The sequence below is a fragment of the Paenibacillus ottowii genome (genome assembly GCF_050516475.1).
In the GTDB taxonomy this organism is placed as follows: domain Bacteria; phylum Bacillota; class Bacilli; order Paenibacillales; family Paenibacillaceae; genus Paenibacillus; species Paenibacillus ottowii.
Window position 1 is genome coordinate 1,758,048 of record NZ_CP191577.1, and the last position, 15,256, is coordinate 1,773,303.

Below are 15,256 nucleotides of genomic sequence, written 5' to 3' on the forward strand. Positions count from 1 at the left end.
ACACAAGAACTTACACGCGCTACTGCCCCTACTCATCTGCAATAAAAGGCCAGTAACACAGTGAAGCTGCCGATCGTTGTCGGCAGCTTCGAAGTATAGTTTCACGCCTCGACATCGAGAGAGTCGATGACCGTTTAGACGTTGAAATAGTGACCCTGTTCAAGATCCGCGATTATCCCGGGGTGCACAGGCCGCCATCCCAAGAGTTCCTGAGTCTGTACGCTCGACCTCGGCATGTCGAGCGACGCGAAGGCACCGAGAAAGCCGAAGTGGGCTTCTGCCTCTTCGCGGGAAATGCTGACCACCGGCATGTTCAGGTGTTTACCGATGACACCGGCGATATCGCGGAATGGCACGCCCTCATCGCCGACCCCGTCAAGCCGTGACCCTGCTGGGGCGGCTTCCAGCGCCAAGCGGAACAAGCGCGCCGCATCGAGGCGATGTACGGCCGGCCAGCGGTTGGACCCGTCTCCCACATAGGCCGAGACGCCCTTGTCGCGTGCGACGTTGATCAACAATGAGACGAAGCCAGCTTTTGTCTCTTCGTGCACGGACGGTGCGAGATTAACGACCGATGATCGCACTCCAGCCAGCGCAAACGCCGCGTTCTCCGAAGCCTCCCCGTTCGCGTGAGCGGTCATCACGAACGGCTTGCCGGAGCCCTCGAGCGCCGCCCCCATTGTCTCGACGGCGCGCAGATCGGTTGTGAGCGATCCGGCGAAGTCCGTGAAGTCGTGCTTAAACGCCAGGTGAATGACGCCGTCCGAAGCGGCGGCGCCGCTGTGAAGGCTATCGAGGTCGTCAAGGGCACCGAGGTGCACCGCGGCCCCAGCTTCCTTCAGTTCCGCGGCGCCATTGTCTGAGCGGGTAAGGCCAACGACCTTATGACCGGCATCAATTAGTTCACGTACAACGGCGGAACCGAGAAATCCAGTTGCTCCAGTTACAAATACACGCATATTTATTTCCTCCTGTTATCTTTTTTAACTAATTTCGAGCTCGGACACGCACTTAGATCTGAGAGCCGCCCCCGTCCACGGGGAATTCGGCCCCGGTTGTGTAAGTGGCATCGAATGCAAGGAATGCAACTGCTTTGGCAACCTCGAGGGGGTCGCCGACACGCAGCATAGGGATCTGCTGGCTCATCTGCGCCTTGGTCTGTTCGGCAGCTTCCTTCGGCATCGACTTCTCCAAGATGCCTGTATCTATTGGGCCGGGGCTGACCGCATTGACGCGAATCTTCTGCGGCAACAGCTCGCGGGCCAGACTACGAGTCATCGAGCGCAGCGCTGCTTTACTGGCCGCGTACGCACTGATCATCGGGATACCCAGCACGTTCACGACAGAGGTGGTGAGAACTACGCCGCTTCCTGCATTCAGCATTGGAACGAGTTTCTGAACGGTGAAGTACGGACCCTTGGCATTGATTGAAAGCAGCTCGTCGTACACTTCCTCGGTCATCGACTCAAAAGGGACGTTGCGCGTGATGCCAGCGTTAACGAACAAGGCATCGATCGTGCCGAACTCGACCTTCACCCGGTCGGCCAACGCATCAATATCAGTCAACGACGCGGCGTCGCTTTGGACAGCGACCGCGTTGTCGCCAAGTTGTTCGCGAGCCGAGTCAAGCGTTGCCAGAGTACGCCCGGTAATCAGAACGCGCGCTCCTTCATCCGCCAGCAGCTTCGCCGTCGCGAGGCCTAACCCGCTGCTACCTCCTGTGATCACGACTTTCTTGCCGGCGTATTTGCCCTTACTGGAATGTTCCATTTTAATTTTTCCCCTTTCTGCATAATCCGCAATCGGATGATTGGGTACAGGATTGATTATATAACGAAGTATTAATAAAGTAAACTTAATTACTTAATTTAGTTAACTTAATTATTTTTATAAATAACGTTTATTATAACAACGATTTTGTATAATATTATTGATGAGTATCAACGCTTTTCGGATACATTCTTAGCCTTTCATGATCCTATCGCTCCATGCTTTCGGCAGTACGGACATCAGCGCAGCTGACCAGCCCATATAAGCCGGCACAACTACTTCAGCCCTTTTCCGGGCAACCGCTCTTATGATTTCTTCGGCTACCCGATCGCATCATCGCTTCCGCTTCCCTAACCGGCATATCGGCAAATGCGGCGAATTTCCCGATCCCCGCATTATTATTTAGTACATCTACACGTCCATAATCCTCGATAATCGAGCGCTATCACATCTTGCACATGCCCTGCACCGTCACATCGAGACGTCTCATAACAGGACCTCCGCCCAGATTGGCCGCCAGTGATTCCAGACGTTCCATGTTCCTGGCGGTCAACACCGTTCGCGCGCCTTCTTCGGTAAACCGCCTCGCTGCCGCCGCGCCGATTCCGCTGGACACTCCCGTAATGACGACGACTTGATCCTTGAATCTCATAATTGTCCCTCATTCCTCCTTGGTTTATCAGGTATAAGATTTGTAGGTACAAAACACTGATTATACATTAATAAAATAAACAAATATTATTGTATTAGTTAATTTACTAATTTTCATAAAGTGTGTTTGAGGTGCTCGCGAATTTGGTATAATATGATTGATGAGTATCAAAGGAGGCTTCCATTCGTGAGAAAACCCGTGAGCGCATATCAATATATTTACAAAATAAAACCTGTTATAAGTAAAATTAAATTCAGCCAACTAAAAATAGACGATATCGCAAAATATATGGATATTAGCAAAGTGACGCTTTATAAGCATTTTTCATCCAAAGATGAAATTATCCAGCAGGTTGTAGAGTATTCTATTAACTTCTTGCAAGAAGCGGATACCGTTGTAAACGATGATTCCGTCCCTTATATCGAGCGCTTTCAAAGAACGTTTCTTCAATCGTTGATGAGTGTTATTTATTTTACAGATTTGTTCTTAGATGATCTCAAAGAATTTTATCCTCACCATTTTGAGAAGCTTGCCGCCGCCCAACATAATCGAAATAAAAATTTACAAGCCTTTTTTGAAGCCGGGATGGATCGGAACATTTTCAACAGATTGAATGCGGTGCTGTTTATGCTTCAAGATGACGCTGTGCTACGGCGCTTTATGGAGCCTTCATTTTCCATTCAGTATGATGTCACCTTGAAACAAGCCATTATTGATTTTTATAGAATGAAACAGTATCAATTGCTTAAACCTGAATATCTAGATACCGTAGACAATTCCATTATTGATGAATGGGTCGTTAAAATTTTACAAAACATTTCATAATCATGTTCATTCTCCCGGGGAGTTCCCAACAAAATTTGACTTCCCCCATTGGAAAAAGGAGCCGCATATTCGCGGCTCCTTCTCCTCTGACCTATCCATTCAGCTATCGATACTGCTTACTTCATCTCTTGTGTTTCAGTTAATCCTTCTACCGCTGCCTGTAAAGAATTTATTGCAGCAGCCACTTCCTCTAGTGTGGATTGTGGATTTTTTAACACCGCTTTAGCTTCTTGTAGTGCTGAATGGAAATCGCTCCAACTTTCCTCGGTGTAGTTTTTTTGCTATTTATCTTGATTCGCATCATACAAATGCTGCAATTTTTCTTTATTTACTTCAACTTTATTTATGCTTGTAATTACATCGATACCATCCAAAACAAATGTACCGCCTTTAACAACGACTTTAGCAGTGTGTTTGGTATCTTTTAGTCCCCTAATGCTATAAGATGTTTGTCTGTCTCCTTTAGCATAAACTCTAAAGTTCTCATCAATTAATGTATCATCGATATACACGTGAATTAGTGCATCAGGGGTCGCTCCGAATAAATTCAAGCCTGACCCTTCAAAATTGAAGATCATACTACTAGTAGAGCTAACTGCTTTAGGAGTGCTGTAGATATTGACTCCTCGGTATCCATATAGTCTTTTTGCCTTACATTATTTTTCAGTGAAACTTTTAATATATGCGGCTTTTCCTCCAGTCCTCTGACCGAATACATCACGCCGTCTAGATTTACGCTATAATTGCCCACAAGTTCTCTTGTAGGGCATAAAGAAATGGAGCATCTTATACTTGGACACTTGGAATTTGAGCATATTACCCTCCAAATCCCCAATGGAAGAATATCTGGCTACGGTAAGCGGAACCACTGTTTTTTGATCATCATAACTGTTAGGGTTAGATACAATGCTGGAAATTTAAAATACCAATTCCACCACAAAATCCGAATACCCATTTTGTATTCTAGCTGAGGGTTTCGAAAATGGCTCCTTCTTGCCTTTTGTGTAACCTCTTGTGAAATACTTGATATTCAAAAAGTATCTACCAAATATTAGGGAGTACTTCATTGTAGTACCAGCGAAGCTGACACCACCCGCAAAATAGATGGATATATATGTTAATAAATCAGAGAGTTTAAGCGGGGCCTTTCCAACAAACCTTAGAATGTTTGCGGGATCTCCATTAAAAATAGCGCTCGCTCAAACCTTTTCGAATCCAAACCCCCTTTTGAAGGGAATAGATGCACTTCTCTGACTTTAAGGTAGGCGTTTTAGTCATGATCATCGTTATGAATTCTGTAGCCTTCTTCTATTAAAATTTTCTTTATCGATGACCAAGATAACAGTTCTTCACGCAATGATTTTATTCGGTTCAGTACTTTAATCGTTTCATGTCCATAGACCCAAATATCGCCCTGTTTAGATTTAGGAATAAACTCGTGAAAGTATTTGATCCAATGTGAAATCGTGGTTTTGCTAACGCCCAGTTGGGCAATAAGGCCCAGTTGGGCAATAAGTTTTCCGAAGGTAATTGTTCATAACATCACCTTGAATCGCTGACTGACGAACAACTGAATGTACGGATCTAAAGTTAGACCATATGGAAACATATGGGCCATCAAGCGATGGTGTGAGTGGCGTAAAGTAAAAATCTGCCCTCTGAAATACGCTATGCTGAACTATGGCGGCATCCAGCTCACAGGCTCAAAGGGAGCACCTAAGTCCAGTACGGAAAGCTAGGTTGTAAGGAACTTGGAAAGCAGGGAACACTGTCTCGAGGGCTGTCACCCAAGGTGGTTGCTATAAGGCGCCTAGCCGAAATGCATTTATTCTTGCGAGGGTAGGGGCACGACCGATGAACCTTCTGTAATGGAAGCGGAGGAACAGCCCCAAGTCTAACGAAAGGAACGATCATTTTCCAAACGTGCATTGCACCGATCGGGTAAGAACGTGGGAACATCGCCTCAGGTAGGAGGGGCGCCACAGTGCAAGCTTTAAGATATTGGGACTACTACGGAATGACGGAACGCTTTACGGATTTGCACGAGCGATCGGCGAAACAGGAAGTTTTTCGGGACTTATACGACGTTATCACTTCCAGAGAAAACATCCTGCTTGCATACCGTTCAATGAAATCCAATAAAGGGTCAAAGACACCGGGAACAGATGGGAAAACTATCGCTGACATTCAAAAGCAATCCGACGAGGAATTAGTTTCGGAAATCCAAAATCAACTGCAGAACTACCGCCCGAAGAAGGTCAGACGAAAACTCATTGAAAAAGACACCGGCAAATCAAGACCGCTCGGCATTCCCACGGTGAATTCATACTGCACGCCTCCCAGTTTGGTTTAGGATTTTATAGTAAAGTACAGCTTAGCCACGTTTTCTGGCTTTTACTAAGTGCCCCGATTCTAGCACTCGGTTCTGTAATTCCGCTTCTTTCTGCTCATCGAGGTAGATGTCCCATGGAAATCCTGGGCCTCTCTTTTTACCGTTCAACATACCGTTCTCCAGCCAATAGTACACAACATGAGTCATTATTTGAGAACAATACGGAATTTACGGCTTGTTTCAAGAAATATTCGCTTACCGTACGTTTTTCGCGTTTTGTTGGCGGGACCCCTAAAAACAAAAAGTCGGTAATCCTTAGCGCAGGAAAACCGACTTTTATTTTGGTAAAAACTGTATTAGCGTGGGTTTTACGTTAGTTGGCTGGCGGTACCCCAAGATCAAGTGATGGGACGAAGGAGTTGCTCGGTGGAAGCCTGTCCAAGATGGACTTCTCGCAGAGCTGGAGCAAGGACATTATTTCACAAAATAGCGTCAGATAACTTGTCCTGTAGACTATTACTGTGTTTGTACTAACTAATACAGAAGGTTTAAAGGAGATAAACCGATTCGGTATTTGGATTACCGGTATCATTTTGTACTTTTTATGGCCTTATTTGGATCTTACCGAATTTGGTCCTGGATTAGACAGGGCAAGCTATAAACACACAGATCATTAAGCTATCGTAGGAACGTTAGTTCAATGAAACAGCGGCAGTCTAGGACTTTATTTTCTCGTTCTTAGCTGTCGCTGTTTCAATTTCTAAGTCAGTCTGACACTTGATAGAGCTACTCTCGATGTTCCTCTAATTTTATGTATAGCCCGTTCTTCATTTTTTCTTCCGAATATTAAAAAAGCCTTAACAAAGATATATTCTTATCCTTGTTAAGACTTTGTTTGCTTTACCAATAGCAGTCCTCAGGAGTACATCAATGGCAGGATTCAGGCATTATCTTGTCGATAACGAAGCCCATTTTTGTTCTAGCCACTGATCGAATTCAGTACCCTTGTTGCCTTCATAGATATCATAAATATCGACTCTCATCTTACGCAGCTTCTCGCGAAAATCGTTATAGGTATGGTCGGCTGGCAGACTTTTTTTAATCCGCACCAGGATCTTCGTCAACCCCTTAACAAGCTCACCCTCTTTGCGCACAGGCGGCTGTACATTCTCGCCCCATTCCTGAAGTGTGCGGTAAGCGGCTTCCTGCACAGCATATACTGTATCATTGTTCAAACGGTGTGTCAGCAAGTCAATCGTCTGCTGGTTTTTCCATGCCCCTAGTTCATTCACCGCAGCTAGACGCGTTTTCCAATCGGAGGTGCGGTTTGCAGCTACTTTAAGCTGCTCATATACTTCTGCAAATTCCTGTTGAGTTTCATTGTTTTCCAAAATAATCTCATCCTTTTCTAAAAATCACTATATTTCTGTTCATCACGATTGCCGTTTGTTAAATATAACATACTTGCAGGTCTTCTTCTAAAAAAGATCATCATGAAATGTGTCGAATCTCGTTGTTAAAATCAATAAATTCAAACAAAATCTTAAAAATATACGAATTTTATGAACTTGTCTGATGGAAGATTTGAACATAAAATGAAAATGTAATCGGTTACAATTCAATTTGAATCAAGGAGGAGTAGAATCATGAAGAAAAAAGGGTTGAACAAAACATTTTTCGTCATTGCCTCCCTCGTTATGGGCTTTACGCTGTATAGCTACAGTCCCCCTTCAGCAGATGCAGCCAGTGTGAAAGGATATTACCACACTCAAGGAAACAAGATTGTAGATGAGTCCGGAAAAGAAGCTGCATTTAACGGTCTGAACTGGTTCGGTCTGGAAACCCCTAATTACACCTTGCATGGACTGTGGAGCCGCTCAATGGACGACATGCTGGATCAGGTGAAGAAGGAAGGCTATAATCTCATCCGTCTGCCTTACAGCAATCAGTTATTCGATTCCAGCTCCCGTGCGGACAGTATTGATTACTACAAAAATCCTGATCTGGTCGGGTTGACTCCGATTCAAATTATGGACAAGCTGATCGAAAAAGCTGGACAACGCGGTATCCAGATTATCCTTGACCGTCACCGTCCAGGCTCAGGTGGGCAATCCGAGCTATGGTATACCTCCCAGTACCCTGAATCCCGCTGGATTAGCGACTGGAAGATGTTGGCTGAACGGTATAAAAACAATCCTACCGTTATTGGTGCAGATTTACACAACGAGCCACACGGTCAGGCAAGCTGGGGGACAGGGGATGTCTCCACAGACTGGCGTCTTGCGGCGCAGCGTGCAGGGAATGCCATTCTGTCCGTGAATCCGAATTGGCTGATTCTCGTAGAAGGTGTGGATCACAATGTCAAAGGCAACAACAGCCAATACTGGTGGGGTGGCAATTTGACAGGTGTGGCTAATTATCCTGTCGTTTTGGATGTACCGAACCGTGTCGTCTATTCTCCACATGACTACGGCCCTGGTGTGTCTTCACAGCCATGGTTCAACGACTCGACCTTCCCGTCCAACCTACCAGCGATCTGGGATCAAACCTGGGGCTACATCAGCAAGCAAAACATTGCCCCGGTGCTGGTCGGTGAATTCGGCGGCCGTAATGTTGATTTGTCCTCCCCTGAGGGGAAATGGCAAAATGCGCTTGTTGACTATATCGGTGCCAACAACCTGTACTTCACGTATTGGTCCCTCAATCCGAATAGCGGCGACACAGGCGGTCTACTGCTGGATGACTGGACTACCTGGAATCGTCCGAAACAGGATATGCTGAGCCGGATTATGAAGCCTGTTCATTTCATAGCAGAGCAAGCAAAAGCAGCCGCCGAATAGGCACAGGACTTCACTTTGTTTATTCAAAAAGCCGATTTTCCTCCTTCAGGTCAGATTATGCTGAGACTATGAAGAGGTGGAGAAACGGTTTTTTGTTCTTCCAGTTTTACACATTTTAAATTCCACATTGAATGGGTCATTTTGTAAACTAATTCTCTCTTTTAACCGATAAATACATATGTTGGATTTGAAAATCATTTCGACGCAGGACGCACCATGAACGTAAACTAATCAGAAAGGAAGTTTGCACGTGATTATTTGGAAAGGTTTCGGTATTTTAAACGTCATTATTCCAGCGATTTTATTTTTTATTGTCGGGAGTTTAGTATCCGCTCTAGGGCTTGACTCTATAGATTCAAGACTGCCGATGGCTTTTGTGTTCATTGTGTCAGGAGTTATTATCTGGCATTTGGGAAAAGCACTCAACGCCGACTCGAACAAAGTGCTAGTTGATATGGAAACAGGGCAACACTATCGTATGGGAACCCAGCACAGTTTGTTTTATATCCCTATGCATTATTGGGGCCCTGCTGGTCTAGTGATCGGATTTGTTTTAATCGTTGCATCCATCTTTATATAACGTTGATTGCAGAACATGAGCATTCCAAACACCACAATGCGAGCCAATCACTCCCATTGCGGTGTTTTTCTTTTTACAGACGATTATGATTGAATACTCCCCTGGTTTATTTGTGATAAAGCTTTTCTCACAAGCTGGTCAGCTTGTCGAGTGGTCTCAGGTAAGCGATATTGTGGACACAGCTTTAGTATCCAGTTGCAGGCCGTTTCTAGTGGAATACGATGGCCCACAGATACAAACAGAGGTTTAATGTTGTCCTGGGTTCTTAACGCTCCGCCGATAATCTCCTCATGATCCACTAATAACGAACATGCTCCTCGTTCTTGAGAGGGCTCTTTGAATTCACCCCATAGCCTCATTTTGCCACATCCGATTGCAGGAATATCAAACATAACACCTAGATGACTGGCTAATCCGAATCGTCTGGGGTGGGCAATTCCTTGTCCATCGCAGACGACCAGTTGGGAATGTAGATTTCCGAATGCAGGCAAAAGCCTAGCTCATGCTACGACCTAGCTGCTCGATCTTGCTCAGCCATTCGTTACGCTGCTGGTCTGTCCTCTTATTCATGAGGTCAATAGTCGTAGCACGCACCGGCTTGACTCCGCATAAATGTAACGTGGAATCCTTCATCATCCGGTGCCCAGGCTGACCCTGAACGAGTCGGTAGTACCAGTGCGGACCATCCATCGTGCTGATCAGGCGGGCCGTTCTTCCCTTTAAGAGCTTATCAGGCAGGGGCTTTCCTTTTTGATATTTAAACGCAAAACCCGGCATAAAGGTACGGTCAATAAATCCCTTCATTAATGCAGGCAAGCTGCCCCACCAGATCGGAAAGACAAATACGAGATGTTCTGCCCATTTAATCCATTCCTGTGCTTGAATCAAATCAGGCTCCAGCGCCAGCTTATTCTGATATCCACCTGATAGATTGGGATTAAACTCCAACGCGGACAGCTGCAACAAACGAACCTCAGCCCCTGCGTCTTCCGCTCCTTTTACATAGGATTGAGCCAGCGCTTCTCCGTAACTGTCAGCGATCGGATTCCCCTGAATCACCAGTATTCTTTTAGACATATAAGCCACTCCCTACTCCAATAATAATTTTGGTTAGAAAACACTAACTTTATATTCAAAAGAAAAGGCCACTACTGACCTTTACTTAATAAAGCCGTTAAACGTTGTTTGATCTCTGCTGCCAATGGAACTAGCCGCTGTGGCAGTTCACCTTCCAGGCTGGACACGGACAAGCGTGTAATGGCTCCAATCACGAGCACGCCGGATAGCTGAGCATCCTGCTTCGGCAGTTCACCTTGTTGAATCCCCTGTTCGATAAATTCAGTCAACGCCTCCAGCGGCTGACGTACGTTCTGACTCTGGCTTGCTTCGACATACAACTCATGATGCTGTGACAGTAAAAGCAATCCATATTGGTCCTCATCATGCATATTCAGCACTTCATCCACCAGTTGGTGGAAACGACTGAGAAAGCTCCCACTCTGCTTGCGATAAAAGTCAATTAAGGTGGTGTAGCTATTGCAATACTGTCCGAATACTTCCAAAGCCATAGCGTCTTTACTCTTAAAATGCTTATAAATGGCGGCATCCGTCACACCGGCAGCCTCTGCAATTTCTTTGACCGAAATCCCGTCAATTCCTTTGGTTGCAAATAAACACATCGCTGCCTGCAGAATATCCTTCTTTTTGCTGTCTACATGAGTTTTCTTATTCATAGGATAATAGTAAGTGATTACTAACTAAAATGCAAATCTTATTTATGCATATTCATCCTGTCTGTATGCTTTAATTTAAAATCCATTGGAATGAACCTAAAATATCATGTTTTTATAAATGAATGGTCATGAATACGTTAAATGATACGCGTATCGCCTCGTTTTATTCCTATAAAATATATATGTAACCGAATAAAAGCGGGCGTTTTGAACCGTTAATAAAAAGAATTAAACTAATTGAGGACGCAAGGACTCATGGTCTCAAGAGGCTGCTGTATCCGCCTCTGGTTTGCCTTACCGCGAACGGGCAACCTATGCACTATAAAAAAATCCATGAAGTACTCATCACGAGCGATGTCATGCACTGTAGCGCACACTAAATTGAACAATTTCTACAATAATAGGTGTACCGGAAGAAATAGTCTCCCCTTCGCCGAGGTGGATCGTGAGCGATGAAGGTGTCAAGCTGAATAATGTTCTTTCTTGTAACATGCCGTTAATGTACAGATTGGCATAACTATTGCTTCCGACATGAAACCGCTGAGAAGGCCTCTGCACACCATCTACAGAAAATTGATCCGCCATAATCGTAACTGAAGATTCAATCGGGTCAGGAGTAAAATAAAAATACCGCTCAGCCGTAGGGACAATTTCAATATTGGAGATGTCAGGTGCCGGACCGGTTGGACCAGTTATACCTTGGGCTCCCGTTGGACCGGTTACACCCTGTGCTCCGGAAGGACCGGGTATGCCCTGTGCCCCGGGAGGACCAGGTATTCCCTGTGCTCCGGGAGGGCCTGGTATACCCTGTGCCCCGGAAGAACCGGGTGCGCCTGCATGACCTGGGGCTCCAGTTGAACCGGGTACTCCGGGTACTCCTTGTATTCCTGGTGCTCCCGCAGTTCCCGGTACGCCTGGCGCTCCTGTCACCCCGGCTTCGCCTGGCATTCCTGCTGGGCCCGGTAGACCTTTCTTTTCTGTCTGCCCCGATCCCCTCCTCCGCTTGGCAGGAGTATTTTTGAAGCGAGGGTGTATAATAATTAGTTTTGGATGCTTTCGGGCATGCAACCCTGTTTTTGTTTTACCTTTGGATGGATACCTGGGTTTACACTTTTTACATTTGTTAATCTTGCAATGTATCGTTCTCTTTCCCTGCCTCCTTAGTGATGCATCACGTCTCCTCATACCAGCCGTATCCCCCTCCTCTCATGCTTATGTATTATATGCACATCTCCCCTTAGAGTCTTAGGCATTTGTAGCATACAGATCCTAAGTATTCGCTTACATTTTTGGCGCAGCAAATTAGGGCCTTCTTCATTTACCCTATTATTAATAGGAAGGTTCATATGCCGTTTCCGAATTGGTTGAAAAATCATTTATTGATTAAGAGCCACTTAGTGGCTCATACCAGTATAGAAAGGAGATGAAAACTATGCCAATCATAAAACCTGTGTACACAGCGGTAGCTACTGCTCCCGTAGCAACTGGTGGTGCCATAAGCACGACTGTAACCCCAGCCGTGACTCGTTTTTTTGCAACAATTACAGCTGCGATGATCGGAGCAACAACAACAACTATTCCTGCTGCTAGCTTCGTAGATGACGCCGATACTCCAGTCGTTGCTTTGCCAACATTAACGGCTACTGATTCTGCTAATTATTATATTAATGGAGTTATTCAGCAGAGCTCCTTATTCACCTTAACCACGGCAAGTCTGGTCATTGCCTCCGTAGATATTACACCAGGTGTCCCCGCTGTCATAGAAATATCTGATTTTAGCGGCACAACCTCCACCATCACAACTCAGCCTACCATCTCTGCGCCTACCGTAACGATTCTCACATAAGACGTTTCAATAAATTTGAACCAAGCTGGACTGAATGGTTATTCACGCTGTACATTACCCCGAATAAGCTAAAAAAGACCGATTCAGATGTTAATATCTGCATCGGTCTTTTAAATTCTCAATAATCTAGTCTATTTTAAAATTGAATGGCTACTGCATGATTAAGGCAAAATGGCAAAAGAGCGCACCGGAAATCCGGGAGAATCCTGAATGCTCGGAACAATATTATAAATGACTGCACCCGTCGGGGGCAGCTTGTCCAAATTCTTCAGCACCTCAACTTGATACCGATCCTGCTCTAATATGTAGTATTCTCCTACCAGCTTGCCCGCTTTTCGATAAGCTACAGAGGAGTCAGTATCCAGTGTTTCATGTCCGATAGCAGCAACATTTCGTTCCTCTACCAAAAAGCGCAGTGCATCCAGCGACCAACCCGGGCAATGTGCGTCTCCGGCGGTGTCTTTGTTCGAGAAGGCATCAGGGTCAGGCCAACGCTTGCTCCAATCACTGCGAAAGGCGACAAAGGACTGATCGGCAATGCGTCCGTGCTCTTTTTCAAAATCCAGAATATCTGCAACCGTAAGCTCATAGTCGGAATTGGCTGCCACGGCTACTGAACGGTCGATGACAACGAGCGGCAAAACTAGCTCCTTCAACGAAAGCTCATGTAAATAACGTTTACCCTTCACAAAATGAACGGGAGCGTCGATATGAGTTCCATACTGCCCTGGAAAGCAATATTGTTTTACAAAAAAGCCATCGTCATGGGTAAACAGGGTATCCACCTGAACATTATCAAAAACCGGAAAATGGGGGATTTCGGGATAAAAGGCGTGGGACAAATCCACCCACTCTTTTTGCTTCAACAACTTCAAGATGCCTGCTAAATGCTCTGCCATGATGCCCATTCCTCCTCAGCTTAATTACAAGCATTGTACCTGAGGATTCTACAAAAATCCATAATTCCCCTGTCATTTTTTTTCGCATTTTGACTTGAAATCGTTAACACTACGAGAAAAATGATTCTATCTTTATTCACCGAAAAATTCCATATAATCATATATACAATTCTTATTTCATGTGATTGTTAACGTTTTCATTCTTGTATATACGTTTTGATTGGAAAAACAAGGGCCCTATTGAATTATATAAAAAATTCGACAAAAATTTTAGTATGTAACTTTTATTATATTAACAAATACTGGAACACAAAGTATGATAGAACATGTAGAAACTACAGGAGCACCCGGGACTCCCATCGTTCGTCTACTCTATTAATCCAATATACGGAGGTATTTTATGAAAAAAAGATGTTCACTCGGCATCGCAGCCGTGTTACTGTTCGCTACTCTGGCTCCTATAGGTGCACCTGCACATGCAGCCAGCGATATCGGCAAGGAGACACTCGGCAGCAAAAACGGCTGGGCCGCCTTTTCTACGGGTACAACAGGTGGAGCTGCTGCTACTTCCTCCAATATTTTCACCGTAACGAACCGTAAACAACTTGTCGATGCCTTAGGTAAAAGCAGCAACACTACGGCTAAAATTATTTATGTTAAAGGCACAATCAATGCCAACGTTGATGATAACAATAAACCGTTAGGACTAAATGATTACAAGGACCCTAAATATGATTTTAACGCGTATCTCAAGGCGTACGATCCATCTACGTGGGGAAAAAAGGTTCCTTCCGGTACATTAGAAGATGCACGTAAGGCTTCACAGAAAAATCAAGCCAGTCGTGTCGTTATTGATATCCCCTCCAATACGACGATTGTTGGTCTGGGCAATAACGCCGTCATTAACGGTGCGAACTTCCAATTGAAAAAGGGTACAGACAACGTCATCATCCGTAATATTGAATTTCAGGACGCCTACGATTATTTCCCGCAGTGGGACCCAACGGATGGCAGCACAGGCAACTGGAATTCAGAGTATGACAGCATTACAATTAATGGAGCTACACATGTATGGGTGGATCACAACACGTTCAACGACGGGTCTCACCCCGATAGCGGAAATGGCACCTTCTACGGTCAAGAATACCAGCATCATGATGGACTGCTCGATGTGATTAACCAAGGCGATCTGGTTACTATTTCATACAACCACTTTTACGATCATGACAAAACATCCATTATCGGCAACAGCGACAGCAAAACAGCAGATGAAGGAGCTTTACGTGTAACCCTGCATCACAATTATTATGAGAACACAGTACAACGTACACCGCGCGTACGTTATGGACAAGTCCACTTATATAACAATTACTATTCAGGGGATGTGAATCGCTCTGAATACCCTACGCTGTATATTTGGGGTGCGGGCAAATCCTCCAAAATCTTTGCTGAAAACAATGTCATTGACGTTGCGGGACTATCCGCAGCCAAAATTGTGTCTGTTTTTGGTGGAACTGCCTTGGCAGATACGGGCACACTTCTGAATGGACAGGCCGTTAACGCAGGCTCCAGTGCGGGTCTTAGCTCCTCTGTTGGCTGGAAGCCATCCTTGAATGATAAAATCTCCCCATCCGCCAGCGTGAAGGCAGAAGTCACTTCCCAAGCCGGTTCCGGCAAGTTGTAAGTGTTGCCATATAATACAAAGCACCACAGGCCCATGTAGCCTGCGGTGTTACAGCAAAAAGGCTGTTCCTCCGTAATATTAATCCACACGGAGAA

17 protein-coding genes and 1 pseudogene are annotated in these 15,256 nt (G+C 45.2%); 6 read left to right on the forward strand and 12 right to left on the reverse strand.

Translation table 11 applies throughout. The annotated features are described in order from the left end of the window. Positions 1-134: 134 nt before the first annotated feature. From ACQQ6X_RS08290 to ACQQ6X_RS08300, 3 genes are all read right to left on the reverse strand, one after another. The gene (locus ACQQ6X_RS08290) at positions 135-959 is read right to left on the reverse strand and encodes an SDR family oxidoreductase (protein WP_305164981.1); all 825 of its coding nucleotides are present in this window, start codon (positions 957-959) and stop codon (positions 135-137) included. A 52-nt stretch (positions 960-1,011) separates the two neighbouring features. Next, positions 1,012-1,770: an SDR family oxidoreductase gene (locus ACQQ6X_RS08295; protein ID WP_305164982.1), complete on the reverse strand. Its 759-nt coding sequence runs from the start codon at positions 1,768-1,770 to the stop codon at positions 1,012-1,014. A 445-nt stretch (positions 1,771-2,215) separates the two neighbouring features. Continuing rightward, the gene (locus tag ACQQ6X_RS08300; RefSeq protein ID WP_305164984.1) at positions 2,216-2,422 is read right to left on the reverse strand and encodes an SDR family oxidoreductase; all 207 of its coding nucleotides are present in this window, start codon (positions 2,420-2,422) and stop codon (positions 2,216-2,218) included. Positions 2,423-2,608: 186 nt separating this feature from the next. Between ACQQ6X_RS08300 and ACQQ6X_RS08305 the strand changes: the two genes are divergently transcribed. Then, entirely contained in the window at positions 2,609-3,247 is a 639-nt protein-coding gene (locus ACQQ6X_RS08305; protein ID WP_326399973.1) for a TetR/AcrR family transcriptional regulator, read from the forward strand. A gap of 116 nt (positions 3,248-3,363) precedes the next feature. Here the strand turns inward: ACQQ6X_RS08305 and ACQQ6X_RS08310 are convergent, their stop codons facing one another. From ACQQ6X_RS08310 to ACQQ6X_RS08320, 3 genes are all read right to left on the reverse strand, one after another. Further along, positions 3,364-3,465, reverse strand: coding sequence for a hypothetical protein (locus ACQQ6X_RS08310; RefSeq protein WP_305164988.1), 102 nt, complete (start codon positions 3,463-3,465; stop codon positions 3,364-3,366). A 63-nt stretch (positions 3,466-3,528) separates the two neighbouring features. Then, entirely contained in the window at positions 3,529-3,798 is a 270-nt protein-coding gene (locus ACQQ6X_RS08315; protein ID WP_305164990.1) for a hypothetical protein, read from the reverse strand. A gap of 719 nt (positions 3,799-4,517) precedes the next feature. Further along, on the reverse strand, positions 4,518-4,778 hold the full coding sequence (locus ACQQ6X_RS08320) for a MerR family transcriptional regulator (RefSeq protein ID WP_369425851.1): 261 nt from the start codon (positions 4,776-4,778) through the stop codon (positions 4,518-4,520). A 453-nt stretch (positions 4,779-5,231) separates the two neighbouring features. Here ACQQ6X_RS08320 and ACQQ6X_RS08325 point away from each other — a divergent pair, with 453 nt between their 5' ends. Further along, positions 5,232-5,600, forward strand: a complete 369-nt coding sequence (locus ACQQ6X_RS08325; RefSeq protein WP_326399968.1) for a hypothetical protein — start codon at positions 5,232-5,234, stop codon at positions 5,598-5,600. A gap of 926 nt (positions 5,601-6,526) precedes the next feature. Here ACQQ6X_RS08325 and ACQQ6X_RS08330 read toward each other — a convergent pair. Next, positions 6,527-6,970 (reverse strand): HEAT repeat domain-containing protein, encoded by a 444-nt coding sequence (locus tag ACQQ6X_RS08330; protein ID WP_305164992.1) that lies wholly within the window; start codon positions 6,968-6,970, stop codon positions 6,527-6,529. A gap of 255 nt (positions 6,971-7,225) precedes the next feature. On the opposite strand from ACQQ6X_RS08330, the gene ACQQ6X_RS08335 reads away from it, so the two are divergent. Continuing rightward, positions 7,226-8,419: a glycoside hydrolase family 5 protein gene (locus ACQQ6X_RS08335; RefSeq protein ID WP_305164996.1), complete on the forward strand. Its 1,194-nt coding sequence runs from the start codon at positions 7,226-7,228 to the stop codon at positions 8,417-8,419. A 250-nt stretch (positions 8,420-8,669) separates the two neighbouring features. Further along, a complete protein-coding gene (locus ACQQ6X_RS08340) occupies positions 8,670-8,999 on the forward strand; it encodes a hypothetical protein (protein WP_305164997.1) in 330 nt (109 codons plus the stop codon). Between the two features lie 83 nt (positions 9,000-9,082). Here ACQQ6X_RS08340 and ACQQ6X_RS08345 read toward each other — a convergent pair. The 4 genes and pseudogenes from ACQQ6X_RS08345 to ACQQ6X_RS08360 all read right to left on the reverse strand — a co-directional run. After that, a pseudogene (locus ACQQ6X_RS08345) lies at positions 9,083-9,463 on the reverse strand (endonuclease V); the annotation flags it as partial. A 31-nt stretch (positions 9,464-9,494) separates the two neighbouring features. After that, positions 9,495-10,076: an NAD(P)H-dependent oxidoreductase gene (locus tag ACQQ6X_RS08350; protein WP_305164999.1), complete on the reverse strand. Its 582-nt coding sequence runs from the start codon at positions 10,074-10,076 to the stop codon at positions 9,495-9,497. A gap of 71 nt (positions 10,077-10,147) precedes the next feature. Next, complete coding sequence (locus ACQQ6X_RS08355) at positions 10,148-10,732, reverse strand: TetR/AcrR family transcriptional regulator (protein WP_063211232.1); 585 nt, start codon at positions 10,730-10,732, stop codon at positions 10,148-10,150. Positions 10,733-11,089: 357 nt separating this feature from the next. Continuing rightward, positions 11,090-11,680 carry a DUF4183 domain-containing protein gene (locus ACQQ6X_RS08360; protein ID WP_305165002.1) on the reverse strand — a complete coding sequence of 197 codons (591 nt, stop codon included), beginning with the start codon at positions 11,678-11,680 and terminating at the stop codon, positions 11,090-11,092. Between the two features lie 484 nt (positions 11,681-12,164). Between ACQQ6X_RS08360 and ACQQ6X_RS08365 the strand changes: the two genes are divergently transcribed. Further along, positions 12,165-12,578, forward strand: coding sequence for a DUF4183 domain-containing protein (locus ACQQ6X_RS08365; RefSeq protein WP_149033917.1), 414 nt, complete (start codon positions 12,165-12,167; stop codon positions 12,576-12,578). 161 nt (positions 12,579-12,739) lie between these two features. On the opposite strand, the gene ACQQ6X_RS08370 is transcribed toward ACQQ6X_RS08365, so the two are convergent. Further along, on the reverse strand, positions 12,740-13,477 hold the full coding sequence (locus ACQQ6X_RS08370; protein WP_305165004.1) for a cyclase family protein: 738 nt from the start codon (positions 13,475-13,477) through the stop codon (positions 12,740-12,742). A gap of 400 nt (positions 13,478-13,877) precedes the next feature. On the opposite strand from ACQQ6X_RS08370, the gene ACQQ6X_RS08375 reads away from it, so the two are divergent. After that, a complete protein-coding gene (locus ACQQ6X_RS08375) occupies positions 13,878-15,161 on the forward strand; it encodes a pectate lyase family protein (RefSeq protein WP_305165006.1) in 1,284 nt (427 codons plus the stop codon). Positions 15,162-15,256: the final 95 nt, after the last annotated feature.